11 protein-coding genes are annotated in these 26903 nt (G+C 56.4%); 7 read left to right on the top strand and 4 right to left on the bottom strand.

Annotation, left to right across the window (positions count from 1 at the left end):
* The first annotated feature begins 8 nt into the window (after positions 1-8).
* Positions 9-2015, top strand: a complete 2007-nt coding sequence (locus U738_RS16785) for a sensor domain-containing diguanylate cyclase (RefSeq protein ID WP_081899123.1) — start codon at positions 9-11, stop codon at positions 2013-2015.
* Positions 2016-2034: 19 nt separating this feature from the next.
* On the opposite strand, the gene U738_RS16790 is transcribed toward U738_RS16785, so the two are convergent.
* The gene (locus U738_RS16790) at positions 2035-2607 is read right to left on the bottom strand and encodes a hypothetical protein (RefSeq protein ID WP_035582627.1); all 573 of its coding nucleotides are present in this window, start codon (positions 2605-2607) and stop codon (positions 2035-2037) included.
* Positions 2608-2822: 215 nt separating this feature from the next.
* Between U738_RS16790 and U738_RS16795 the strand changes: the two genes are divergently transcribed.
* Both U738_RS16795 and U738_RS16800 read left to right on the top strand, forming a co-directional pair.
* On the top strand, positions 2823-4934 hold the full coding sequence (locus U738_RS16795; RefSeq protein ID WP_035582629.1) for an adenosylcobalamin-dependent ribonucleoside-diphosphate reductase: 2112 nt from the start codon (positions 2823-2825) through the stop codon (positions 4932-4934).
* Positions 4935-4994: 60 nt separating this feature from the next.
* On the top strand, positions 4995-5780 hold the full coding sequence (locus U738_RS16800; RefSeq protein ID WP_035582631.1) for a hypothetical protein: 786 nt from the start codon (positions 4995-4997) through the stop codon (positions 5778-5780).
* A gap of 5 nt (positions 5781-5785) precedes the next feature.
* Here U738_RS16800 and U738_RS16805 read toward each other — a convergent pair whose 3' ends face one another.
* Positions 5786-6529: a Crp/Fnr family transcriptional regulator gene (locus U738_RS16805; RefSeq protein WP_035582633.1), complete on the bottom strand. Its 744-nt coding sequence runs from the start codon at positions 6527-6529 to the stop codon at positions 5786-5788.
* A 154-nt stretch (positions 6530-6683) separates the two neighbouring features.
* A complete protein-coding gene (uvrA, locus tag U738_RS16810; protein WP_035582636.1) occupies positions 6684-9530 on the bottom strand; it encodes an excinuclease ABC subunit UvrA in 2847 nt (948 codons plus the stop codon).
* Between the two features lie 183 nt (positions 9531-9713).
* On the opposite strand from uvrA, the gene U738_RS16815 reads away from it, so the two are divergent.
* Together U738_RS16815 and ssb are read left to right on the top strand one after the other, a co-directional pair.
* Positions 9714-11093 (top strand): MFS transporter, encoded by a 1380-nt coding sequence (locus U738_RS16815; RefSeq protein WP_035582638.1) that lies wholly within the window; start codon positions 9714-9716, stop codon positions 11091-11093.
* A 72-nt stretch (positions 11094-11165) separates the two neighbouring features.
* Positions 11166-11798, top strand: a complete 633-nt coding sequence (gene ssb / locus U738_RS16820) for a single-stranded DNA-binding protein (RefSeq protein ID WP_035582640.1) — start codon at positions 11166-11168, stop codon at positions 11796-11798.
* A gap of 86 nt (positions 11799-11884) precedes the next feature.
* Here ssb and U738_RS16825 read toward each other — a convergent pair whose 3' ends face one another.
* A complete protein-coding gene (locus tag U738_RS16825; RefSeq protein WP_051912795.1) occupies positions 11885-24514 on the bottom strand; it encodes a carbohydrate-binding protein in 12630 nt (4209 codons plus the stop codon).
* 692 nt (positions 24515-25206) lie between these two features.
* Here U738_RS16825 and U738_RS16830 point away from each other — a divergent pair.
* Both U738_RS16830 and U738_RS16835 read left to right on the top strand, forming a co-directional pair.
* A complete protein-coding gene (locus U738_RS16830) occupies positions 25207-26097 on the top strand; it encodes a sugar nucleotide-binding protein (protein WP_035583709.1) in 891 nt (296 codons plus the stop codon).
* The gene (locus U738_RS16835; RefSeq protein ID WP_022520897.1) at positions 26094-26828 is read left to right on the top strand and encodes a lysophospholipid acyltransferase family protein; all 735 of its coding nucleotides are present in this window, start codon (positions 26094-26096) and stop codon (positions 26826-26828) included. Before U738_RS16830 ends, U738_RS16835 begins: the two co-directional genes overlap by 4 nt.
* Positions 26829-26903 lie beyond the last annotated feature (75 nt).

Here is a 26903-nt window from a genome sequence, read left to right on the forward strand (position 1 = left end):
TTGTGTCCATGTACCACCCGCGATTGCAGTCGTTTGGTGCCCTGCTGGTATTAGATGCTGATTGTCGACGCATCCAAGCCAGTAGCACTAACTTAACCCGCTTAACCGGTGTTGAGCGCCCTGAAAATGGGCAGCTCACCCTTGGCTGTGTGTTGGGGAAACGGCTAAGCCAGCGGGTGCGTCGCGAAATGCACGGGCAGCAGCGGCTTTCCGGCCCGCTAGTGTTTATTCGTTCCAAGCATAGCAACGTGCGTTTTCAGCTCCATGCTTACCGGGTAGGCGAGCAGGTTATCGTCGAGATTGAACCACTAAATCCCCAGGGTAAGCGCCGCTTGCTCTGCACCGTCAATGAGCGGCTGATGCGCTTAGCGGAAGCCACCCATCAGGAAGAGCTGCTCGACTCCTTGGTTAACGCGATTCAACAGCTTACCGGCCATGATCGCGTGACGGTGTGCCATTTTGATAGCGATTGGCATGGTTTGATGGTTGCCGAAGCGCTAGGAAAACAGCTGCCCTCGCTGTTGGGGCAGCGCTTTCCCGCCAGCGACTTCCCAGCTGCCTTGCGCAAAAGTTACCAACACTACCCTGTACGGTTAATTGAAGACGTCGATGCGCCGCCTGAAACGCTGACGCCCGCCTACTCGGGAGCAAGCCTTAGTGGCAGCTTTTTACGCGCGCCTGCCCCGGAACGGCAGCGCTATTTAAACCGGCTGGGGGTACGCGGCTCACTCAGTTTGGCAATGCAGGGTGATACCGGCTTATGGGGGCTAGTGTTTTGCCACTCGGCCGCGCCGCACTCGGTTGAGCCGTCGGCACGTGATGCCGTTCGTACCTTGGTGCAGATGGCCACCCAGCGCTTACTGCTGCTCCGGGCGCGACAAGAAGCCCGCTACCTGCAGCGGGTTCAGGATAGCTTGGCACTGAGTACCCGAGCGCGTAGCGAGCCACAAAGCCCCCAGCAGCTACTCCAGGAGCAGGCGGCTACCTGGATGAAGCTGTTTCGCGCCCATGGTGTAGTGCTATGGGTGAATGGCGGCGCTTATCAAGCAGGCATGACGCCGACCCCAGAAGCCATTAGCCAGTTTGTGCTACGTCTGGAAAGAGCCCACGTGCATAGCGGGCCTTGGTGCACGCGCGAAATCGCCAAAGAGACGTTAACCGCTTCGCTGGCCATGCCCGAGCAGTGCGGAGCCTTGGCGGTGCCGCTGCCAATGAGCTCAACTCAGCGCGCCTGGCTGATATTTTTTCGCCCCGAGCAGGTGGAAACGCTGTATTGGGCGATGCAGCCTGCAACCCATCCTCAACCGGTGGCGCTCGTGACCCCGTCGGTTGCTTGGCATGAGGAAGTGGTGGGTAAGAGCGAAGCCTGGCAGCGGGTAGAGCGCTTAGCGGCGGTCGACCTGGGTGAAGACCTGACGCTGGCCATTTCAGCCTATGAAATTAGCTCGCTGAATATGCACCTGGAGCACGAGCGTAAAGCTCTTGCCGAGGCCAACCAGCGGTTGGAGCAATTAGCCCATTTTGATCCCCTCACCAAGGTGTGGAACCGGTACCGCATTGAAGAGGCGATCAATGCCGAGCTAGTGGCCGCCAAGCGCTACGCGGCCGCCTTCGCCCTCTTGTTGTTTGATGTGGATAACTTTAAGCAGATCAACGATGCCCACGGCCATAGCGTGGGTGACGATGTGCTGGTGGCCCTTGCACGCTTAGTTGAAAACGCGCTGCGTGGCTGCGACCACCTGGGCCGCTGGGGCGGTGAAGAGTTTATTGTGTTGGCGACCCACTCGGATATTGACGCCGCTATTGGCCTGGCCGAACGACTGCGCTCGCTGGTCGCAGAGCTGCGTATAGAAGGGCTTGAACAAAGGATTACGGTGAGTATTGGGGTTGCCGTTTGGCAGACGGGGGACAGCTGCAAAACCATTATCTCACGGGCCGACGACGCTATGTATCGCGCTAAGCATGGCGGACGCAACCGCGTCGAAATGGCGCTAGAGCCCGTGATGTCAATTTAATAATTCATACTTTATTGAATTATTGAGTGGCCGCCCCGTGGCTTTCACACTGCGTCATCATTCGGTTAATCGCGGCGTCAGCGCCTTGCAGGCTAAAGGTCATATACCAAGGCTCGCGCTCTTCCTGGTCAAAGCCGAGAAACAGTTGTTCGCCCTGGCGCATATCGGCCATCAGGGATTCCAAGTCGCTTAAATAAAAGTGGGCATAAAACCCGTCATCGCCGCGCTCGGTGATAAATTCGGCCATGGTGTCGATGACGGGCTGCTCATCGACGCGTAGTCGAGTAGGCACCAGATTAACCGCCCGGCTCTCCCCCTGCTGCTGCTCAAGGGTGACGCGCATCTCCAGCCAGGGTAAATCGCATACTCCCGGCGTGGCGTTCAGGCTCAGCGTCGCGTCTGAGTAGCTGTGGGCTTCCACCGCCCGGTAGTGGCGCTCGTTTCCCAGTGAGAGCGTCATGGAGTGCCAATGATCATGGGTACTGACGTCGTCGGTATTAAATGTGGCTGCGTTAGCCATGGGCGTTGCGATCAGCAATGAGACGGCCATTGCTGTCGTTATTAAGGTAGTTGCCGTCATGATCTGAGCCATCTAACCAAAATCCTTAGACTATTAACCGAAAAACCAGTCTATAGCGTGTAGGTGAGGGACAAAAGTGTAAGGTGCTGATTTTTCTATATATGGTAGAAAAATTTAAAAAAAGTGCCTCATATGGTGTTAAGTCGTGTCTATACTTCACCTCGATACCATCTATAATCGTCCCATTTGAGCGCTATATTCACCCCGCTGTGAAGGAGTTTTGCGACATGAGCACCGCTGCTAAGGCTATCAAGACCTCTAATGACGTCCCGATGCAGGCCCCCTCGCGGGAGATCTGGGATGCCAAATACCGTCTTAAGGATCGTCATAGCCAGCCCGTCGATCAGGACGTCGGGGCGACGTTTGAACGGGTTGCACGTGCTCTTGCTGCGGTGGAAGGTGATAAAGCCGAAGAGTGGCTGCCGAAATTTCGTTGGGCGCTGGAAAATGGCGCCATTCCTGCCGGGCGTATTCTTTCCAACGCAGGCGCTGAGGCCTACAAGCCGGCGGTGAGCCTGATAAACTGCACCGTTTCGCGCACCATTCGTGATTCCATGCGCGATATTCTCGACTCGGTGGTCGATGCGGGCATGACGCTGAAATCCGGGGCCGGTATCGGCTACGACTTCTCGACGCTGCGCCATAAGGGTGCCTTTGTGTTTGGCGCTGGCGCGGGCACTAACGGCCCGCTGGCGTTTATGGATATCTACGACAAGATGTGTTTCACCGTCGCCTCTGCCGGTGGCCGCCGTGGCGCCCAGATGGGCACCTTTGATGTGGGCCACCCGGACGTGCGCGAGTTTATCCAGGCTAAGCGTGAAGCCGGTCGCCTGCGGCAGTTTAACCTTAGCCTGCTGATCACTGACGAGTTTATGGAAGCGGTCAAAAACAATACCGACTGGCCGCTGGCCTTTCCGCTACATCCTGGTGAGAAAGAGGACGTTAAAGCGCAAGACCTGATCTACCGCGACTGGCCGGTGGTTGAAGAGGGCTACACGGTAGATGCCGAAGGCCGCGTTGCCTGCCGCATTGTTGAAGTGATCAAAGCGCGGGAGTTGTGGGACACCATCATGTCCTCTACCTACGACTACGCCGAACCCGGCTTTATCCTGATCGACCAAGTGAACCGCATGAACAACAACTGGTTCTGTGAGGATATCCGCGCTACCAACCCCTGTGGCGAGCAGCCGTTGCCACCTGAGGGTGCCTGCTTACTGGGTTCAGTGAACCTGACCAAGTTTGTGATTGACCCCTTTGGCGCCGAGCCGCGCTTTGATTGGGAACGCTATCGCAAAGTGGTGGCGATCTTCACCCGTATGCTTGACAACGTGGTGGAAATTGCTGGTCTACCGCTGCCTCAGCAGCAGCGTGAGATTGAAGCCAAGCGTCGCCACGGCATGGGTTTTCTAGGCTTAGGGTCGACGCTTACTATGTTAAAGATTCCCTACGGCTCTAAGCAGTCACTGGTATTCACCGATGAAGTCAGCCGTCATTTAGCCATTGAGGGCTGGAAACAGGCGCTGGAGCTTTCTCAAGAGAAGGGCATGGCGCCGGTGCTCGAACAGGAGCACACCATTACCCCCAAAATGCTGCGTGAGCGGCCACAGTTGGCTAAAGATGGCTACGAAGTGGGTGATCAAGTGCCAGGGCGCATTCTGCACGCCCGTTACAGCCAATATATGGCCCAAGTGGCCGAGCATGAGCCGGAGTTGGTGGCGCAACTGGCCGAGCACGGCGCGCGCTTTACCCACCACAGCTCGATTGCGCCGACCGGCACCATCAGCCTGTCGATGGGTAACAATGCCTCCAACGGCATTGAGCCGTCGTTCTCGCACCGCTACTTCCGCAATATTATTCAGTCGGGTAAAAAGACCAAAGAGCAGGTCGAGGTGGTGTCGTTTGAGCTGGCCGCCTACCGTCACTTTATCGCCGCAGACGCAGTAGAAAGCGACTTACCTGACTATTTTGTCACTGCTGACGCGATCTCGCCTGAGCAGCACGTCGCTGTTCAGGCCGCTGCCCAGCACTGGGTGGATTCGGCGATCTCGAAAACGGTCAATGTGCCGACAGACTTTGCCTTTGAGCAGTTCCAGGGGCTCTATTTACAGGCCTATGAAAGCCGCTTGAAAGGCTGCACAACCTTCCGCTTTAATCCTGAGGCCTTCCAGGGTGTGCTGGTGCGTGAAGATGACCTTAAAAACACCACCTACGTGTTTGAGCTGGAAAACGGTGAAACGCTAGAGCTAAATGGCAACGAGACGGTGATTTATGACGGTGAAGAGCATAACGCTGCCAACTTGTTTGATGGCTTAAAAGAGGGCACCTACGGCAAATGGTGATGCCGCGCTAAGCGGCTCTATTCACTAACGCACACCTTTGCTAAACGGAGATATATCCCAATGGCTGTTGAAATTACCTCGAAAATTGTTGGTTACCGTATCAAGCAGCAGGAACAGGCCGCGCCCGCTCCTGAACTCCTGGATGAAGATCCGCTAACGGTGCGTATTCCTTCCCGTCCGGAAGGCACCTTAGAGGCAGTGTCGGAAAAGATTTCATACGTAGGCGCGGAGGGGCGCAAGAAAGTCTATCTGCTAGTATCGTTTATGCCGGTGGAAGGTGTGATTGGTGGCAAGCGCGTGGTGATTGAGCGGCCAGTAGAGTTCTTTTTCCCCTCAGGGCAGCTCTCCAGCGAGCACCAGTGGATCACCGCGACCATGCGAAGCCTGTCGCTGGCGGCGCGCGGTGGTTACGTTACCCAGGCGGTGGCGGATCTACGCAAAGTAGCCTGGGACAAAGGTTTGGTGCGCTGTGGCATGAATCGCTGGAACAAGCCGATGTTCCACGATTCGGAAGTGGCGGCGATTGCCTGGTCGATTCAGCAGATTCTCTACCGCCGCGGCTTTCTGGATAGGGACGGTAACCAAGTGCCGGTTGAACAGCTAGTGGAGCGCTATGCTCACCGTATGCAGCATGGCCATGCCTGGCAGCCGGAAGAGAGCGCAGAAGCGGATTCAGTCGAACAGGGGGCGGTTGAGCCAATTGGTGGAGCAGGAGCCACGGGAAAAAAGTCTGAAGGCAGTGGCCCCGCCATAGTGGGTAACTGCCCCGAGTGCCGCGGTGAGCTGATCATGATGGATGGCTGCCCGACCTGCTATGCTGGCTGTGGCTGGTCAAAGTGTGGTTAGTTTTCTCAGGTGGAATCGCCTAACAGCGGCCGGACATTGTCGGTGAGGTAGCAATCGTCAAATTCACCTTCGGTGCATAGCGCGGATAAGTCTGGAATGGTGACATGGTGGCGGTCGCGAAATACCAGGCCGTCTTCACTAAGCGCCGTAAAGGTGCGGCTAACGTGTACCGGGCTTAGCCCGAGCACATCGGCTAACTGCTCCTGGGAGAGCGGCAGGCGGAACTGGTTGCTAATATCCGGGTTGGTTTGGCGCAGCCTTAAATACATTTCATACAGAAAATGCGCCATTTTCTTACGTGCACTGCGTCTGGCCAGAGTGACGAGGCGCTCAGTGAGCAGCGCCTGCTGACGGCTGCCAATGGCAAACATCACCGAGGTGAGGGGCAGCGACTGGCGAAATATTTCCAGCATACGTTTATGCGGGAAATGACAAATCACGCCATCATCAATCATGCGCACATTTTCAAGCCGCTGCGAGAAGGCAAACTCGCGCAACCCGATGATATCGCCCGGCAAAAACACTTCGAGAATCTGTCGGTCACCATTCTCTAAGTGACGGTAGGAGTAGGCCCAACCACTTTTTAGTGTGCAAAACTCATTGGCCGCATCGCCCATCTCCCAGAGTAGCGTGCCCGACTTAATATTGGTTGGGCTCTCCTCTAGCGCCATGAGCAATCCCTTCTCATCATCGCTTAATGAACAGTAATGATTGAAGTGCTTAATAATACAGCTGTTTTCCTGACCCACGACGTATCCCTCCAGCACAGGATTGGATAATACTGCTAACGATTATCTGCCCGCCACTATAAACGATGTGGCCATCTACTGCGTCGCCCAAATAGGCTAACTAGCGTACCTATTTAGCCTGGGGTGAGCGCTGCTCACCCCTCGAAAACCAGCGTCAGCGCTTCGTTGCACGCTTGCCTCGCGCGAGCAGCGGCGCTAAGAAGCGGCCGGTATGCGAAACGTCCTGTTTGGCGAGCTGTTCCGGCGTGCCCTCGGCGATGATCTGTCCGCCACCTGAACCCCCTTCGGGGCCAAGGTCGACAATCCAGTCGGCGGTTTTGATCACATCCAGGTTGTGCTCAATCACCACGATGGTATTGCCGTGATCGCGCAGACGGTGAAGTACCGTCAGCAGTTGGCGAATATCCTCAAAGTGCAGGCCGGTGGTGGGCTCATCCAAGATATACAGCGTTTTGCCGGTATCACGCTTGGCCAATTCACGGGCGAGTTTAACCCGCTGCGCTTCGCCACCGGATAGGGTGGTGGCGCTCTGGCCCAAGCGAATATAGGAAAGACCTACATCGAGCAACGTTTGCAAGCGGCGGGCAATAGCCGGTACCGGACTGAAAAATTCCAGCGCATCTTCCACCGTCATGGCCAGCACTTCGTGGATCGTTTTACCCTTGTAATGGATATCCAGGGTTTCGCGGTTATAGCGCTTGCCTTTACACACGTCACAGGGCACGTAGATATCCGGTAGAAAGTGCATCTCTACCTTGATCATGCCTTCGCCCTGGCACGCCTCGCAGCGCCCGCCCTTGACGTTGAAGCTGAAACGGCCCGGCTTATAGCCCCGCGAACGCGCTTCTTGGGTGCCTGCAAACAGCTCGCGAATGGGGGTGAAAATGCCTGTGTAGGTGGCCGGGTTGGAGCGCGGCGTGCGGCCAATCGGGCTCTGATCAATATCGATGACTTTATCGAGCTGGTCGAGCCCTTCTATCTTCTCATAGGGTGCGGCGGTCAGCGTGGTGGCGCGGTTTAATTCGCGCGCGGCAATCGGCATCAAGGTGCCGTTGATCAGCGTCGATTTACCCGAGCCCGAAACCCCGGTAATGGCGATAAACAGCCCCAGCGGCAGGCTTAGCGTTACGTTTTGCAGGTTGTTGCCGGTAGCGCCACGCACAATCAGCTGCTTTTCTGGATTGCCGGGAATGCGGTAGGGGGGCACCGCAATTTCCCGGGTACCCGAAAGATATTGACCGGTCAGCGAGTTGGGGTTGTCCATCACGTCCTGGGGCGTGCCTTGAGCGACAATCTCTCCACCGTGAACGCCGGCACCGGGGCCGATATCCAGCACGTGATCGGCGGCGCGAATGGCGTCTTCGTCGTGCTCGACCACGATCACGGTATTGCCCAAGTCGCGCAGTCGCTCCAGGGTTTTCAGCAGCCGGTCATTGTCGCGCTGGTGCAAGCCAATTGAGGGCTCATCAAGAATATACATCACCCCAACCAGGCCTGCGCCAATCTGGCTGGCTAAGCGGATACGCTGGGCTTCACCGCCAGAAAGGGTATCGGCGCTGCGCTCCAGATTGAGATAATCGAGCCCCACATTGACCAGAAACTCTAGTCGGGCATGGATCTCGTGGACGATTTTATCGGCGATCTCACCCTTGCGGCCGGGCAGGCTTAGATCGGCAAAATAGCGCCACGCTTCACCAATGGGGAAGCGCACAATTTCGGCGATGTTGTGATCGTCCACATAGACATGGCGCGACTCTTTACGCAGTCGTGAGCCGTTACAAGTGGCACAAGGCTGCACCGCGATGTATTTGACCAGGTCATCGCGGACCATGTTGGATTCGGTTTCCCGATAACGGCGCTGCATGTTGGGCAGCACGCCCTCGAAGGCGTGCTCGCGCGTCACTTTACGGCCCCGGTCGCCCACATAGACAAACGGAATCTGCTCATCGCCGCTACCGTTGAGGATAACCTCCTGCTGGTGGTGGGCGAGCTCTTGCCAGGGCGTTTCAAGCTCAAATCCGTAGTGCTTGGCCAGCGCCTGGAGCTGAGTAAAGTAGTAAATATTGCGCCGATCCCAGCCTTTTATCACGCCTTCGGCTAGCGAGAGTTCCGGGTGGCTGATGAGCTTGTCGGGGTCGAAGTACTGCTGTACGCCTAGCCCGTCGCAGGTAGGGCAGGCGCCCGCAGGATTGTTGAACGAGAACATGCGTGGCTCAAGTTCCGCCAGCGAGTAGCCGCACACCGGGCAGGCAAAGCGCGATGAAAAGGCAATATCGTCGCGTTCACCGTCCATAAAGTGAATCATGGCGGTGCCGTCGGCGAGGTTCAGCGCGGTTTCAAAGGACTCCGCCAAACGTTGGGCAAGGTCGTCGCGCACTTTGAAGCGGTCAACGACGACGCTGATATCGTGCTTTTTGCGCTTATCCAGTGGTGCGATGTCATCCAGTTCCAGCACCTGACCATCGATCAAGGCGCGCACAAAGCCCTGGGCGCGTAGCTCTGCCAATAGCTGTAAATGTTCACCTTTACGGCCTTTGACCACCGGCGCCAGCAGCATTAACTTGGTGCCTTCGGCGAGGTTCATGACCTGATCGACCATCTGCGAAATGGTCTGGGCTTCCAAGTCCTCGCCATGTTCTGGACAGCGGGGCGTCCCGGCACGGGCAAACAGTAGGCGCAGGTAGTCGTAAATTTCGGTAATGGTGCCCACGGTCGAGCGCGGGTTGTGGGAAGTGGACTTCTGCTCAATGGAGATCGCAGGTGACAGCCCTTCGATGTGATCCACATCGGGCTTTTCCATCATCGACAGGAACTGGCGCGCATAGGTGGAGAGCGATTCCACGTAGCGGCGCTGCCCCTCGGCGTAAAGGGTGTCGAACGCTAACGACGATTTACCCGAGCCGGAGAGGCCGGTAATCACAATCAGCTTGTTACGGGGCAGTTCCACATCGATCTGCTTGAGGTTGTGGGTGCGGGCACCCCTGACCAGAATGCTGTCCATCAACACCTCGAATCGCGCGGCAAAAGCGTGATTATACGTTTGTCTGCACCCTCCCGGCAAAACCGCTTTGATAACCTGCGTCAACTCGCGACGTTTCCAGTGCCAGTCCAAACCGCTAGAATAGGGAATTGGCGCAATCCAAGCTGATTCACTCCATGTTTAACCACCATAGAAAAGGGCATTATGCGTAAGGTTTCCGCACTATTGCTGGCCTCTGAACGCCGTGCGATCAGTGGTTTGGCCGGGCTATATGCGTCGCGCATGCTGGGCCTGTTTATGGTGCTGCCGGTGTTAGCTCTGTATGCCGACACCCTTGAGGGCTCAACCCCACTATTGGTTGGCGTGGCGCTGGGTATTTATGGCTTAACCCAGGCAACGCTGCAAATCCCGTTTGGCTTACTCTCTGACCGCATTGGTCGTAAGCAGGTGATTGCCATGGGGCTGGTGATATTTGCTCTCGGCAGTGTGGTTGCCGCGCTCTCTGATACCATTATGGGCATTATTGCCGGACGGGCGCTGCAGGGCGGCGGTGCTGTGGCCGCGGCCATTATGGCGCTGCTGGCGGATCAAACCCGTGAGGAAATCCGTACTGCCGCCATGGCGACCATTGGCCTCTCTATTGGCGTGTCGTTTGCCATTGCCATGGTGCTGGGGCCATGGCTTGCCGCCTGGGCGGGGCTTGCCGGCGTGTTTTGGTGTACCGCACTGCTCACGCTAGTAGGCCTTTTGGTGCTATGGCGCTGGGTGCCTGCTGCGCCGCGGCGGCGGCGCCACCGCGATGTGGGTATGGATCGCCAGCAATTTAAAAGCGTCATCACCCGGCCTGATTTATGGCGGCTGGATCTGTCGATTTTTGCCCTGCACTTAGTGCTGATGGCAATATTTGTGGCGGTTCCTTTTCGCTTGCTAAACGTCGGTGTGGCAATTGAGTATCACGGGCTGGCGTATCTTGGCATTATGGCGCTATCGTTTGTGGCCATGGTGCCGTTGATTATTGTCGCCGAGAAGCAGCAGCGCATGCGCTTGATGTGTCTAATGGCGATCGGCGCTATTGTGATTAGTCTGGCAGGGCTAGGGTTGCCACTCTCGCCAAGCTACTGGCTGTTTGTATGGCTGTTTGTGTTCTTCACCGGCTTTAACTTGCTGGAAGCGACGCTACCTTCCATGCTCAGCAAGCTGGCCCCGGCGGGGGCGAAGGGTACCGCCATGGGGGTCTACTCCACCAGCCAGTTTTTAGGCGCTTTTTTAGGCGGTACATTAGGTGGTTTGCTGGCGCATTATGGCGGCCTCAACGCGGTCTTTATTGGCTGTGCTGGGCTTGCGCTATGCTGGTGGATTGCCATGTGGCGGATGCCCTCACCGCCGCCGCTCTCCAGCGAAGTGGTGGCGCTGCACGAGACTCAGGCAGACGCGCTCGACCTGTTGATGGAGCACTTAGCCGATGTGGTCGGCGTCGAAGACGTAATGGTGGTGCCGGAAGAGCGTTTGGTCTATTTAAAGGTCAATCGAAAGCAGCTTGACCAGGCGGCCTTGAACAGGCTGATGGCACCTCCAAAATCTTAATCCAGCCGTGGCGATAAAGTGTGACGGCGGTTGGCAATAAACTCTACTAGGCAGCTATTAAAGGAGCGTCTTATGGCTCGCGGCATTAACAAGGTCATTTTGATTGGCAACCTCGGGCAGGATCCAGAGGTGCGTTTCACCCCCAGCGGCACCGCCGTGGCCAACCTAAACCTGGCCACCACCGATACCTGGATGGACCGCCAGAGTGGACAGCGTCAGGAGCGCACCGAATGGCACCGTGTGGTGATGTTCAATAAAACCGCCGAAATCGCCCAGCAGTACCTGAAAAAAGGCTCTAAAGTCTATATTGAAGGGCGTCTGCAAACCCGTAAGTGGCAGGATCAGAACGGCCAGGATCGCTACTCGACAGAAATTGTCGCCAACGACATGCAGATGCTTGATGGTCGCAGCGGTGACTTCCAGGGCGGCGGCGCCCCGCAGAATAACTATCCCCAGAATGCTCCTCAGAACGCACCAGCTCAAAATAGTCCTGCCGCTAATCACCAAGGCGGCTATCCTCCGCAGGGTGGCGCGCCCCAAGGCGGTAATAATTACCCCGGCGGGCAGAGCCCACAGCCGCCTCGTCCTGCCCAGCCAGCGCCGCAGCAGGGCAATCAACCGCCCCCGCCCAACCAGCAGAACAGCAGCTACGGCGCCCCGGATCCGGGTAACTTCGACGACTTTGACGATGAGATTCCGTTCTAAGTAGCAAAGTGCCAAAACGCGTAACTAGCTACCAATATAGCCCGCTATAAGCGGGCTATATTGCACTAGCGGTCTAGCCACAGCGATTAGAACAGCTGTTCACTGGTTGATGGCTCTTGAACCCCCATGACGCCTAGGGCATCGTCCCCAGCATCAACGTTGAGCGCTGCGGGCTGGCTATCCTCTTGTTCAATGATGAGTGATTGAAGATCCATTGAGCCACCATTAAAGGTTAGCCGTACCACTTGCTCGCCTTCCTGCAAGTTGAGCGTCACCTCCGGCCCTTGGACATAGTTTCCCCAGTCGCCGCTATTGGGAACGCTAAGCGGGGAGGCTTGTGCGTAGAACACGCCATCTTTCTCAGCGGCGACCGTTATGCTGCGGCCAGACCAAGGTGTCGCGGTAATAAACGAGAAGGTGTGTTCGCCAGCTTCAACGACATCGACGGTGTACTCTACCCATTCATTATTGGCGATCCAACCTATGGCCTCACCGCCGCCAACGATATCCACGCCTTCGCCGCGAATGCTGGCGTCACCCAGTTGCGCTTCGCTGCTATCGCTATAGGCAATGCCCGCGCCTCCCTGGTCGTAGTTGATGGCGTCGAGAAACAGACCGCCGTCATCAATCAACCAGGGGGTTTCACTGTCATTGAACGGTGTTTGGTTGTCAGTAGTAGTGATAGGGACGAGTGAGAGCGAGGCCAGATCCTGGGAGCCGCCATTGAAGGTTAAGCGCAGCACCTGTTCTCCAGCTTCCAGATTCACCTGCACGCTGTCAGTAGGCACAAAGGTCGTCCAACTGCCGCTAAAGCCCACGCTGACCGGGGAGGTGGTGGTGTAAGAGCTATCCCCTTGGGCAAATGACGCGGTGATGGAGCGTGCAGCGCCACCGGTTGTGCCTAGCGCCGAGAGAAACGCAAGCTCGTAGGTGCCTGACTGGGCAACATTAATCGTGTACTCGACCCACTCATTGTTTTCGATCCAGCCGATGGCCGTACCATTACCGACAATATCCACGCCGTCGCCGCGGAAATTGCTGCCCTCCTGATTTTCGCTGCTGTCGTTGTAGGCAATGCCCTGGCCGCCAGTATCGTAGTTGACTGCATCCAGCACGAGTCCGTCGTTCTCCACCAGCCAGGGTGTTTGGTTGGTGTTAAAGGGCTGTTGCTCATTTTCCTCTCCCAGGTCAATGGCCTCGAAACTGAACGACTGCAGATCAAGCTGGCCGCCGTTGAAGGTTAGCCGCAATACCTGCTCGCCCGCTGCGAGATCGAACGCCAGTGGGCCCACGGTCTGAAAGCTGGTGAAGCTGCCGGTGTTAGGCAAATTGACGGAGGAGCTGCCTTGGAAACTGCCGCCTTGCTCAAACGCGGCAGTGATGGATTTACCGTCTGACACCGCCGAGGTGAGGAAACTCAGTGCGTAAGTGCCTGCCGTTTCCACATTTAGGGTGTACTCCACCCACTCGCCATCGGCGATATAGCCCAGCGCCTCTGTGCCGTTGGAGATATCCACAGCTTCGTCAGAGCGGAAAGGCGCGCCTTGATGAGCTGTAGTTGTGTCGTTATAGGCCACCCCCTGGCCGCCGTTATCGAACAGCTTGGCTTCCAGCGTTAACCCATCTGCTCCCAGCGCCCACGGTGTTTCGGTGGCATTGTAGGCGGTCTGCTCATCCGGCTCCGCAGGTGCGTCCCCATCCAGAAAGTTGGGGATGCCATCGCCATCATCGTCATCATAGATATCGACACGGCCGTTACCGTTGGCATCCTCGGCCCCGGTGGGGTCGTAGGTCTGAACATTCTCGACCAAAAAGATATTGTCGTTGTAGTCGTAGTTAACCCCCGCGTAGTCCTGAATCACGATATAGGTATTAGGGATCACGTTGCCTTCGGCGTCTTTAGCTATGTAAACACGAATCAGGTGGCCGTCATTTTCGTCCCAATTGAGATTGGTGCCTGGGCTGCCGATGGCATCAATCGTGTCCTCGTAGAGATTGGCGTCCGGGTCGGACCAGGAGATGTAGCCCTGGCGGCCGGTAATATCCGCGAAGAAGCCGAAGGGAGCGTCGCGATCAAGCGTGGTAGTGGTCAGCAGGTCTCCGTTGTTGAGCGTGCGTGGCAGTAGCGTCTGCCCATCCTGCTCGTCGTGGGCCAATATCTCGTCACGGTCACGGCTATCCACGTCGTGGATAAACAGTCGAGCTACGTCGCCTTGGGTGTGATAGGCCGCCAACTGGGTGATTTTGATTGGCGTGCTGCCATCGGCGCGCTGGAAGTAGGGTGAGAGGATTTCATCCCCGTTGGCCTCCACCAGCCCGCCTTTGTTCATCTGACCCTCAGCCACATTGGTCGAGAAACCAAAGGCGTCGACGATCTCTTGCACTAGCGGCTCCTGGCCGCTCTCAGACTGGCCCTGGGCAAGCCCTGCCAGCTGGATCACTTTCTGCCCCTCGTCTCCGTCGTTGGAGTTAATGATCAGCGTTGACTCATACAGCGTGGCGTCGTTGAAATCCTCGGCGATAAAGCGAACCGTGACATTCAACGTGCCACCGACAGGAATCACCAGGTTCTCTGTCGCTCCCACGATTTCAAACAGCGTGGGGTCAGCAATTGCCAGGCTGCTGATCTCCAGATTGGCGAAGCCATCGTTGGTGATGGTAAAGGTCGATTCGTCATGGAATACCTGATTGGCATTAGCTGGATTCTGTATCCGGCTCATCACCAGGCGGTCATCCGACGGTACCCCATCCAGGTTGGTGATCGATATCTCGCCGCCGGAAACCGGTGAGATCCCTTCGATGACAAACATATTATCGTTGTAATCGTAGTTAATGCCGGTGTAATCCATGATCCCCAGGTAGGTATTGGGGATCACGCTGCCGTTAGCATTCAGCGCCTGGAATACCCGCACGGTATAGCCGCGCTCGATGCCTTCTGCATCCGCTGGGACTGTTCCTCCCCCTGCCGGATTGAGCGATGGGTCGGTGGAGAGATTGGCGACTTCAATGCCAAAGATGTCGTTGCCGATCCAACCGTCGGGTATCTGGTCGCGGGTGAAGGTGGCGGTCGCGAACTGGCCGTTAGACTTGATCGGCAGTAGCGACTGGTTGTTATTGCCCGCGTGGTTGGAAAGTATAATGTCCTGATTTTTATTGCCGGGATTATGAATCCCCAACGTAGCCCCCCCGTCGCCATGGTAGGCCGCCAGCTGGGTAATGGTGGCCGATTCAAAGCCATCGGCGATCTTCCAGTAGCGTGACATAACCTCGTCATCGTTGATGGGACGGTAGAGGTCGAAGTCGTTGAGCACCGAGTTCTCGCCGCCGCCCACCGTGGTGAGCCCCTCGATCACGTTGCCGAAACCGAAGACTTCCCAGACCTCATTAACGTTGGGCTCCCAGCCGCCTTCATCACGCGCCTGCCAGAAACCGGCCAAGTGCACCTCGGCCACAGGGGTATCTGCGTCGTTGGTAATCAGGCGCAGCGTACCCTCAAATACCCCATCACCAGCATCGTTAGTTGGCGGCGTATAGGCCGCGCGGTCAAACAGCACCTGCACGTCAATCGATTCACCCGCTGCCAAGGTCAGTCCATCGAAAATATCGGGGGCGACGAGTGTGAAGGGGCCGTCAAGATCGGCGTCAATAAAGGTCAATGCATTGGTGCCAGTATTACTGATGGTGACCGTGGCATCCTCTTTGTAGTCGCGGTTCGGGTTGGAGGCGCTGTCGTTCTCCAGGTAGCTAAAGTGCAGGCGGTCAGAGAAGTAGGCCGCATCATTACTTTGAATAGCGATATCCGCATCGGGGTCGCCGGGGGCAGGCGAGATATCAAGATAGTCGATTTCATTGACACCGTCCGCGCTGGACACAACCCTCAGGTTATAGGTAACCCCTGCCTGTAGTTCGATATAAGCAGATTGCTCACCGGCCTCACCAACACCAGGGAAGCTCATTTGGTCAATTGGTTGGCCATTGAGCAGTAGCGTCAATCCGCCGCCATCCGGCGCCCCAGCATTGGCTGCCAGATCGAGTTTGTAGGCGCCATCTTGATTGACTGTGAAGTAGAAGTCAGCGGTACGCTCATTAACGGCTCGGGCGCTATCGCCGCCTTCCAACTCAATACGGCCACTGCCATCAATGTCGGCGTAGATGGGCTCGAAGGTATCCAACGGGGTATCCGCGATGCGTAGCAGGTCGACGTTGGGGCCATTGGCGTCCGGCGCCGTGACGGTAATCGTATTGCTGCCTGCACCTAGAGTTAACGAAGCGGATTGGAAGAACCAGTTATTCTCAGCGTCGTTACTCTGGCCTGGGAAATTAAGTGTCCCGATCGCTACCCCATTGACTGCGACGACCATGGGGCGGTCGGCCTTGGAGGCTGCCAGGGCATAGCGGAAGCCAACGTCGTAGGTGCCAGCCTCATCGACCTCTACTGTCCAGGTAATACTCTGGTCGCTGGTGCCATTGAAATCGACGAAGCCTTCGCCGGAGGCGTTGCGGTCATCCACACTGTTGGTGACGATTACCGGGCCATCGAGTTGAGCGTTTTCGGCCTCGTAGTCGGTGTAGCCGGGCGTTGTGTCTTCGGGGGCCTGGAGAATCTCCAACTGGTCGATATTGGGGCCCGTATTATTGACGGCTTGGAAGCGCACCGTATTAAGCCCTGATACCAGCGCCGCAGGGATATCCAGCGTGAGCCACTCGTTCCAGGCGGCATCGCCAGTGACGCCAGCAGGGGGGCTGAAACCGAAGGTGCCGACGCTAACGTTATTAACGAACACTTCCAATGGTCGGTCCACTGTGTCGCCGTTACCGTAGCGAACCCGCAGTACTGAATCACCCGCATCGGCGCCTGAGAGCTCGAAGCTGAAGGTGATAAAGTCGCTATTCGTGCTGCCAAAATCGGCATATCCTCCGAGAACGCCGTCGCTATCATTGTTGTTGCCATCCAGACCGAAGGCACCAGGGCGCACACCGGTTGGCTGATTGGGCTCAGGATTGGCGGTGGTTCGAACCTGAATCTCCGCGCCACCTCCTTGGGCAACCGATACACTGGTGCCGTCGTCGGGGGTATTGTCTTCGGCCTGAATAGTGAGTAGCGATACCAACTCTTCACCAGGTTCTTCAGGCTCCTCTGGGTCGACGATCACACCCCCCGGTGCGGGGTCGAGACGAATGATTTGGCTCTGGCCATTATTGCGGTTCAACGTCAGCAGGTAGAGCTGGCCGGTGGCCGGGTTCTCGATAATATCCAGCGGATCTATATAGGTGATGACGTTGCCGTCAACATCGCGTAGCACTTCATCACCGATGACGTTGCCCGCGGCGTCGAGAGTGATAGAGCGTATGTCGTCACCGCCGGAGTATTCGGTGAACAGCACACTACCTTGTAAGTTGCCGCCGAATACTCCGCTGGAGTACTCAGTGACGCCGTTGGGAGAACGGTTCTCGCCTAGCGAATAGACGCCCTCAATATCGTAATTGGGATCAGGCTGCTGGCCGACCGGGTAGTTGCCCACCTGGTTAGTATCGTTGCCTGCGGTTGGGTTACCGCCATTGAGGATAAATTCATCGCGCAGGGGATTGGGATGGCCGTAATAGCCCCCTTCCTTAACCGTAAACAGGTAGTCGTCCTGTTTTTCGACGTTACCTGCGTATTCATTTTGCGGCGTCGAAGGGTCATCCGGTACGTTGCCGCCAGCCGCCGAACCGTTGGTCGGGACATAGAGGTTGCCATTGGAGTGCCAGACCAGGTCGTAGGCATTGCGTACGCCGGTGGCGAAAATTTTAACCACGGCGTCATCGGCGAAGGGGTCATAATAACTTTCGATTAGATTACCATCGGAATCCTCTACGGTTGCAGTACCGTTGGCCGCGAAGACCAGGAAACGGTCATTACCCATAGCAATCGGGTCTGCCTTGAAATCAACGCCGTCATCGTCGGTAAAGCGGCGGTTGAAACCATCTTCAGGCAAGGGCTCGGTAGTCACATCAAAGCCACCTGCTGGCGCTTCACGGGTCGGATCTATTTCCATGACAGCCGCACTGAGCAGTCGCTCAGGGCGGTTACCCCAAGCGCTATCGGGTGCCCCCATTGCCGAGTTCGATCCCTGAAGTAGATACAGCAAGTGGCTTGGTACGTCTGGGTTGGTGTTGGCATCGAATTCGGGGTTGGCGCGGAATTCGAGGCTATTGGTAACGTGGTCGCCGTTGGAGCGCGGCAGCCCGGTGATATAGGCTTCTGCGCTGGCGTTGAAAGCGTCACCTTCTTCCAGGGTAATCTTGGAAATGCGTCCACTGAAATCGGGGACGCCATTATCACGCCCTTCAAGTGGAATTGGATAGTTATCGCTTACCCACAAGACATTGGGGTCAGTAGGGTCGAAGGTTAGGCCGATAATGCCCCGCGGCCCTGCAGAGTCCCCCGCAAAGTAGTCGAGTGCCAACACTTGCTCATTGGAGAGCGCACCGGTTTGCGGGTTAACGTCGTAACGCTTGATCTCGCCCAGCATATTCGAGATGTACATCTTGCTGCCATCAGGGGATAGCTCCAGCGAGGTGAACTGGTAGGCGTTGTCGGCAGCGCCGTTGAGCTCAATGACATCGTTGAATGCTACTTCTCTTGGCACAATTTCAGAGGCTTCACCGGTGATGAAGGTGTTGGTGAATTTTTGGAACTCCCGAGTTGGAGCGTCAGGGTTGTCATTGGCGCCACGATCCTGAAAGCCTTCGATGACCAGGGTGTAGCTGGTGAACTCTTTGAGCATGCTGTTGGGAGAAATCGTCAACGAATCGAAGCCGCCGGTAGTGTTGACGTTGAGAGCTACCTCTTCGCCGCTGACAGTTTCGAAGAGCCGTACGGAGCCGTCACCTAAGCTTTCCAGCAGGGCACCGCCACGGCCATCGACGACCGAGATGCCCACGAAAATATCCGAATCGGGATCGACGCCGGTGGGGGGCGTGCCGTCTTCGGCGTCTAACTCGACCCGAATCTCGTTCTCGCCCACTCCGGCGATAGCACGCGGGTCGGTGAAGAAGGCGTAATCTTCCGGTGCCTCACGGTCATCCTCCGGTGTCAGGTCGGGAATCGACTGGATCTCGATATACTGAATCTCGGTATTATCACCAAGGCCAATCGAATCCAGGGTCAAGCGGCCATCGGTAACCTGTACCACGCGGGTAACCAAGTCGGAGCGGAAGCCTTCGGTGTCGTTGCTGGGGCTATTGTCGGCTGGAAAATCATCGGGCCGGAACGGCGTAAAGGGGGTGCTGAATTGCTCACCTTCGGCGTTGATCAGATTGACGCTGTCGTAAGGCCCTGAGGTATCGCCGATAGAAATCGTGACCTCATAATAGCCGTCGTCCAGTTCCATTTCCCATCCGGCGCGGACATAGCCTTCCGCAGGCTGGTCAAAGTGGGCGTAGGTGCCCTGGCGGGGGTCAAGACCGGCGATGTCGTCGGTACGATCGTTAACGGCGACACTGGAGAGGGTATTGATCGCCATCGGTATAGTGCCATTTTCGGTGCCATCGGCGATGGAGGCCTCGGTAACCCAGCCGTACTGGTAAACTTGGCCATCGATCTCGACGGATTGATCGCCAAACGCTAAGCCGGTATCGGCGATATAGCCTTCCGGGGTGGCAAAGCCATCGGGCTCGAAATTGATCTTGACGGCAAAGCGCTCCCCCGGTTCAACGAAGGGGGGCTCCTCTTCTCCCTCGCGGCTAACACTCAGACTATCGATATTGGGGCCAGCATTACCTATATTCTCAAGTCGTATGGTGTTGTTGCCCGCCATCAGTTCCAGCTCAATGGTGGCGTCTTGCCAATTCACCCAGCCGTCGTTGCCTGCGCCAGTGGTGGGGAAGGCCAGTTCGCCCTGGGGGGCGCCACCTACCAGGAGAGTCATCGGTCGGCTAGCCCCGGCGCCATCACCGTTGGCATAGCGCACATTCAGGGTATAAGTGCCCGCTTCTTCGACGGCTACCTCAAAGAAGGCCGCATCACCGGCTTCGTTGCCCATATCGAGGTAGCCGCTGCCGGTAAAACCATCCCATAGGCCGTCCGGGCCAGCGGCTGCATTGGTTTCTGGATTGCTAGCGTCGCGAACCACTGTATCGGGGGTGGGCTCATCATCATCGATGGTGAGCGCTTCACCTTGAATCTCAAACAGGAAGGGCTCGGTGGGTGTTTCACCGCCGTCGTCCTGCTGGTAGTTGAAGATAATCTGATCGATATTGGGGCCGTTGTTGACACCGCCATCGGCCACTGCCGGTATGGCAAATGAGACGCTGTTGGGGCCAGCTTGAAGCTCCATCTCCACTTCAAGCTCTAGCCAGCTATCCCATGGGTCGTTGACGCCATCATTGACTGCCGGCGGGAAAGCCGCTTGGGGAGCAGGCGTTCCATTGATCATTAGGTCAAGGGGGCGGGGCCCTGCGCTACCGTTGGCGTAACGAATGACCGCGGTGTAGGTGCCGGCTACCTCGGTTTCAACGTTGAAGATAACCTCGTCGCCGGGGTTTGTGCCAAAGTCCATATAGGCACCACCGACGGCGCCTTCGCGGTAATTACCGAAGGCATCATTGTTATTAGGATCTACCACCCGAGTGAAATCGGCATTGGAGGGCACGCCACTATCATTGACGGTGACCAGGGCAGCATCCTCTGCCTGGATAACGATGGGTGCGACAGTGTCTGGAACGGCATCATCCTCGCTTACGCTACCGCTGGCTGTTGCGGCGGCGCTGTCGATGGCGAAGCTGTCACCGGTGGCGCCGATAAGGGCGACCGTGACGGTTTCGCTACCGTTATCTTCGTCGTCGTTGGCGACATCAAGCGCTAGGGTGGCGACCCCGTCAGTGAAGGTGACCGTGCGGGTGTCGGCAACGCCATTAATTTCCAGGGCAAGCTCCACGTCGCCGCTAAAAGCGTTTGAGGCGCTCAACGCAAAGCTCAGAGTAGTGACGCCCTCATCGCCACTCTCTACCATCGGGTCGGCATCGGCGATGCCCAGTAGAATAGTCGGCTCCGGCTCCACGCTGCCCGTGGGCATAAACTCGATATAGTCGATGCGCGCGTACTCCAGCGCCGTTGAGCTGGCGCTGAGCGACAGCGTAGCGCCATCGCCCACGGTCACGTCGGTAAAGGTGGCGGTGCGGAAGTTTTGCGGCTGAACGCCGTTGCCGCTGTCGGCGTCGTCATCGAATGTCCAACTGCCGCTGAAGCTCTCGCCATCGGCGTTACCAATACTTAGCTGGGCAGTACTTTCGCCGTCGTTCTCGTCGACATAACCGACGATGACGGTATAGGTACCGGCGGCCACTTTACCCTCCAGGGCGTAGCTGGCGGTACCTTCGCTGTTGCCGGGCAGGCGAATAGCTTGGCCGCCATCAGCGGCAGCGATGTTCTCGATGGTGAAGGTCGTAGCAGTGTCAAACGCTTCCGCCTGTAGGCGAATTGATTCAACGGGGGGCTCTCCTTCGTCATCTTCGCTTACGCTACCGCTGGCCGTCGCGGCGGTGCTGTCGATGGCGAAGCTGTCACCGGTGGCGCCGATAAGCGCGACAGTGACGGTTTCGCTACCGTTATCTTCGTCGTCGTTGGCGACATCAATCGCTAGGGTGGCGACCCCGTCAGTGAAGGTGACCGTGCGGGTGTCGGCAACGCCATCAATTTCCAGGGCTAGCTCCACATCACCGCTAAAAGCGTTTGAGGCGCTCAACGCAAAGCTCAGCGTGGTGACGCCCTCATCGCCACTCTCCACCATCGGGTCGGCATCGGCGATGCCCAGTAGAATAGTCGGCTCCGGGTCTACACTGCCCGTGGGCACAAACTCGATATAGTCGATGCGCGCGTACTCCAACGCCGTCGAGCTGGCGCTGAGCGACAGCGTAGCGTCATCGCCCACGGTCACGTCGGTAAAGGTGGCGGTGCGGAAATTTTGCGGCTGGACACCGTTGCCGCTGTCGGCGTCGTCATCAAATGTCCAACTGCCGCTGAAGCTCTCGCCGGTGGCGTCACTGATGCTCAGTTGGGCAGTGCTTTCGCCGTCGCTCTCGTCGACATAACCGACGATGACGGTATAGGTACCGGCAGCCACCTTGCCATCAAGAGCGTAATTGGCGGTACCTTCGCTGTTGGCGGGCAGGCGAATGGCCTGGCCGCCATCGGCGGCGGCGATGTTCTCGATGGTGAAGGTCGTAGCAGTGTCGAACGCTTCCGCCTGGAGGCGGATGGGATCGGCAGGCACTACCGCTTCGTCATCTTCACTGACGCTACCGCTGGCCGTCGCGGCGGCGCTGTCGATGGCGAAGCTGTCACCGGTTGCGCCGATAAGGGCAACCGTGACGGTTTCGCTACCGTTATCTTCGTCGTCGTTGGCGACATCAACGGCTAGGGTGGCGGCACCGTCGATAAAGCTGACCGTGCGGGTGTCGGCAACGCCATCAATTTCCAGGGTAAGCTCCACGTCACCGCTAAAAGCGTTTGAGGCGCTCAACGCAAAGCTCAGCGTAGTGACGCCCTCATCGCCACTCTCTACCATCGGGTCGGCATCGGCGATGCCCAGTAGAATAGTCGGCTCCGGCTCCACGCTGCCCGTGGGCACAAACTCGATATAGTCGATGCGCGCGTACTCCAGCGCCGTTGAGCTGGCGCTGAGCGACAGCGTAGCGCCATCGCCCACGGTCACGTCGGTAAAGGTGGTGGTGCGGAAGTTTTGCGGCTGAACACCGTTGCCGCTGTCGGCGTCGTCGTCAAACGTCCAATCGCCGCTGAAGCTTTCGCCTTCGGCGTTGCTGATGCTCAGTTGAGCAGTGCTTTCGCCATCGCTCTCGTCGATATAGCCGACGATGACGGTATAGGTACCGGCGGCTACTTTGCCATCGAGTGCATAGCTGGCCGTGCCTTCGCTGCTGCCGGGTAAGCGAATAGCTTGGCCGCCATCGGCGGCGGCGATGTTCTCGATGGTGAAGATTGTGGCAGTATCGAACGCTTCCGCCTGTAAACGGATGGGATCGGCGGGCTCGGAAGGAGGTGTAACGCTATCTTCAACATTACCAACGGCAATTAAGAATGTTTCGCTGACACTCGCCCCCGCCGGGTCGGTAGCAGTGACCTCAACGCTGACCGAAGTTGCCGTTTCAAAATCAAGGCTATTGCCACTTTTTAGACGCAATACGCCGCTGGCATCTACTTCGAAACGTTCGTCGCTGACAGTAAAACTATGGGTGTCGTCATCCTGGTCTTCCACAATGAGCTGACCAATAACGGCGCCTTCCTGGTTTTCCAGCACGCTGTTGTTATCTAGCAGCAGGGCGGTGGGTGCGGAAGGCTCTGCCGCCACCAACGCCATCTCAATTTTATCGATATTGGGGCCGTTGGCGCGGCCGCCCAGCCGCAGTAAGTTTTCGCCAGCGGCTAGCGTGAATTCGAGTGTTTCTGTCGTCCAACCTTCCCATTGCGTAGCATCGGGCGTACTGGTAGTTACGCCGCTGGGCAGATCATCGAGATCATCGGGCATATAAAGGGCGGGGGTCGTATTTATAAACGCAAAGGTGCCAATAGTCGTTAAGTTACTGCCTTCGACCAGAGACAGGTCAAGCGGCCTGTTATTTTGACTAGCATAAGTAACGGTCATGGAATAGGTGCCCGCGACGGGGGCTTGATAAACAAATTCCCCATAAGCATCTACATTGCCAAATGCCCAATCCAGGTAGCTAGCCTCTTCGGCACCTACTCGGAAGGTGTCGTTGAGGCTTACGATATTGGCGGTAGTCACCGGGCGATTGGTATCGGCGCCATCTGGGGTTAGGTCGGGTTCTGGTGACAAAAAAAGCTCTTCGCCTTGGATCACCTGAGTGCCTAGCGCGGGTTTGCGGATCTCGAGATAATCTACATTGGGGCCGCTGATGCCATTGGAAGTAAAGCTAACACTGTTTGCGCCCTCCTGAAGCTGCACGATAATGGTTCGCTCAGCAAAGGTAGTGAAGTCGCTTGCATTATTATTGCCTTCGGGGCTGGTACTGCGTAGGTCAAACATGCGATCAACCAACTGATCATTCACTTCTAGACGCAGAGGGCGGTTACGTTCGCTGGCGACAGCATCGTTGTTACGGCTTAAGGCATAGCTTACCGCCAGTTCATATTCACCCGCCTCCGGGACATCGACATTGAAGGTAAGAGTTTCACCACTCGGGCCGACAAAATCGGCATAGGCATTGCCATCAGCATTAACGGCATTGGGTTCGCCGACGGCGGACGTGGTCACTCCGCCCGTCATAACAGCATAATTGCCCTCACCATCTGTATTATCAGTATCTTCTGCCTGAATGCGGATAGGCGTGAAAACGGGCGTTACGGGGATACTATCAGTAACTTCAAAAACCACTGTATCGTTCCCAGTCTCAATGGTATTACCAGCATCATCTAGTGCGGTGATGAGTAGCTGGACAGTACCACCGGTAAAATTGGGGAGGCCGTCAAAGATAAAAGGAGGTGCCGTGCTCGTTAGGGTTATTGGCTCTCCATCATTATAAATAATGGTTAGTTCTATTGTATTAGTAAGATAAAGTGGATCAAGGGAGCCATTAATAATAGGAATAATGCGGATAGCACCGTTTTCTATTTCATCTGTAGTAACTGTTTGTGCGTTGTTTAAGCCACGCTGGATTTCACCCGTTGTTGCATTGATCCAAGTAATAGAGAACATAGGACACCCCCGCGATGTATGTGCTAATTGCAAGCAACGACTGACAAATTAGGTTTTTTTGGTGTAGAAAAGGTGCTGCGCATCTGATCTCTATGAGTTACGCATGGCTACGCCTCGTCACTCATCATTACAATTTTTTACCTTAGCTGTTTTGGCACAGCCCACAAGAACTAAATATCTAGTGCTAATAGGCTGTTGTATTATTTTTTTTAAGATTTTTTTAAAAAATAGGTGGTTATGTATGAGTCTTTCGAGTGGCACTTGAAATGGTCGATATCGTGATTAAGAAAATAATTTTTTAGCAGTGTTTTTTTCATCATATGAGTTTGTTTTTTTATGTTGTTTGCAATGCTTTAAAAACCCCATTGATCAGTCTGAGTGTTGGTGTTTTTTAACTTTCTTAGTCATGGTTGGTGGCTCTCTACTAATGAGCTTTATCGTCGCTAAAGCGCTTAAAGCGTAAGGATTCCCTATTGTGCTATTTTAAATTAGCCATTTGGGCTGTTTTTCATTGCGATCAACGTTGGCTAATTCGCTGGGGAGAGCTGCGTGGAGGCTTCCTACAGGGGGCGAGAACCAGTAAAGTGTACCGCTCCTGTCGCTGAGCGACAGCCCATGAGCCATATCTTGTAAGACGGTGTCGAGACCCTGGTGGGTGGCTCTGATGTTTGTAAATTGTGCAGAGGATGGTTGTGAAACTTTTGATATTGGATGCCGGACACTGCTTAAGCTTGGCACTGGCCCGGGAAGCAAACCGTCGCGCCGATACAGAGTTAGTCATAGAGCAAGGGACGACCATCACGCCGTCGCGCCTTGAGGCGATCGCCCCTGACGCCGTGATTATTCCACCATTGGCACACCCACTGAACATGGCGCCAGCGGATGTGACGGCCCATGCCGATGCGGTAGATAGCTGCCTGGATGCCTGCCAATCGCAAGACGTGGCGTTGGTATGGTGTGTCTCTGATCAGCTTTACGAAGACGGTTTGGAAGTCCCCATTGATGAGCATGTGGTGCCTGCGCCGCGAGATGACAGCTTGCGCCGTCTGGTACAAACCGGTGATCGTATCCGTGCGGGGTTTCAGCGCCATTTGATTGTGCGCCTAGGCCCGCTGTTTGCGCTGGAAGGCAGTCATGCGTGGCTCAATGAGATCATCGATAGCTTGGTGCTCGGGAAGGCGGTGCGTGCCGCAGAGGATGTGATTTTTTGCCCGACTTCCGCGGACGCCGTCGCCATGGCGTTGATTGGCATGCTACAGCAGCAGGTCAGCGGCGCTGAGGCTTGGGGGGCCTACCATCTTGCGGGCACCGAACCCGTCAGCGCCTTTACCTTTACCTCCATGGTGCGCACCCAGCTGTTAACGCACCTTGAGGGGCGCGGCGAGCAGATTGCTCTCGGCGAGGTTCAGCCGCTTAAACACCACCATGATGCCAAGCTGCGGCGCGTCTTAAACTGCCGCCGAGTGCTGGACGTGTTTGGCGTTCATCAGAAGCCGTGGCGGTTAGAGGCTGGGCGTATGCTGGATGCGTGGTGTTTGATCCGTGAAAATAATCGTGTCAGCGATACAGGAGCGTCGGCTTGATAAATGTGGTTCGCAGTTTGGTTTTTTATGCCGGCTACTTTTTGGCCATGCTAATGATCGGCATCCTGTTTCTCCCCATTGCGCCGTTTCTCCCGCTGTCTGGCCGCTACCGCTTACTCAATTTGTATAACTACTTTTTGATGGTGTGGTTTCGTATCGCCTGCGGTGTGCGTTACGACATCCAGGGGCGGGAAAACCTGCCTAGCGGCCCGTGTGTGATTCAAGCTAATCATCAGTGTGAGTGGGAAACCGTGTTTCTACAGGTGATGAAGCCACCGGTATGTACCGTGTTAAAGCGCGAATTACTGCGCCTGCCGATCTTCGGCTGGGGGTTGCGCCTGCTTCGCCCGATTAGTCTGGACCGCTCGAAACCAGCACGGGCGATGAAGCAAGTGCTTACTCAAGGCGTCGAGCGTTTGGGAACGGGGCTTTCAGTACTGATTTTTCCTGAAGGGACACGGGTAGATCCAGGCATCCGCAAACGCTATAACAAAAGTGGCAGCGTGGTGGCGTGTCGGGCAGGGGTGCCGGTGTTGCCGGTGGCTCATAATGCGGGTGAACGCTGGCCAGGCCGCCACTGGGTTAAGCGGCCAGGCGTACTGCGTGTGCGCATTGGTAAGCCGATTGAAACAGCCGGGCGTATGCCCGATGAAGTGCTCGCAGACGTCGAAGCGTGGATTGAAGCGCAGTTACAGGAAATTTCAGACGTGCCACGGCCTACCTCTCGGTAACCGTCTTTTGCGTATACGTTACGCCTGTACATAAAAGCCTGAGCATAAAAACGGCGCCCAATGGGCGCCGTTTTT

Source organism: Halomonas sp. TG39a, from assembly GCF_000744395.1.
GTDB classification, from domain to species: domain Bacteria; phylum Pseudomonadota; class Gammaproteobacteria; order Pseudomonadales; family Halomonadaceae; genus Vreelandella; species Vreelandella ventosae_B.

What these genes read in the sequence shown, in the direction of transcription:
- U738_RS16785 (WP_081899123.1), top strand. Translation starts at nt 9, where the DNA reads ATGTACCACCCGCGATTGCAGTCGTTTGGTGCCCTGCTGGTATTAGAT.
- U738_RS16790 (WP_035582627.1), bottom strand. Translation starts at nt 2,607, where the DNA reads ATGGCTCAGATCATGACGGCAACTACCTTAATAACGACAGCAATGGCC.
- U738_RS16795 (WP_035582629.1), top strand. Translation starts at nt 2,823, where the DNA reads ATGAGCACCGCTGCTAAGGCTATCAAGACCTCTAATGACGTCCCGATG.
- U738_RS16800 (WP_035582631.1), top strand. Translation starts at nt 4,995, where the DNA reads ATGGCTGTTGAAATTACCTCGAAAATTGTTGGTTACCGTATCAAGCAG.
- uvrA (WP_035582636.1), bottom strand. Translation starts at nt 9,530, where the DNA reads ATGGACAGCATTCTGGTCAGGGGTGCCCGCACCCACAACCTCAAGCAG.
- U738_RS16815 (WP_035582638.1), top strand. Translation starts at nt 9,714, where the DNA reads ATGCGTAAGGTTTCCGCACTATTGCTGGCCTCTGAACGCCGTGCGATC.
- ssb (WP_035582640.1), top strand. Translation starts at nt 11,166, where the DNA reads ATGGCTCGCGGCATTAACAAGGTCATTTTGATTGGCAACCTCGGGCAG.
- U738_RS16825 (WP_051912795.1), bottom strand. Translation starts at nt 24,514, where the DNA reads ATGTTCTCTATTACTTGGATCAATGCAACAACGGGTGAAATCCAGCGT.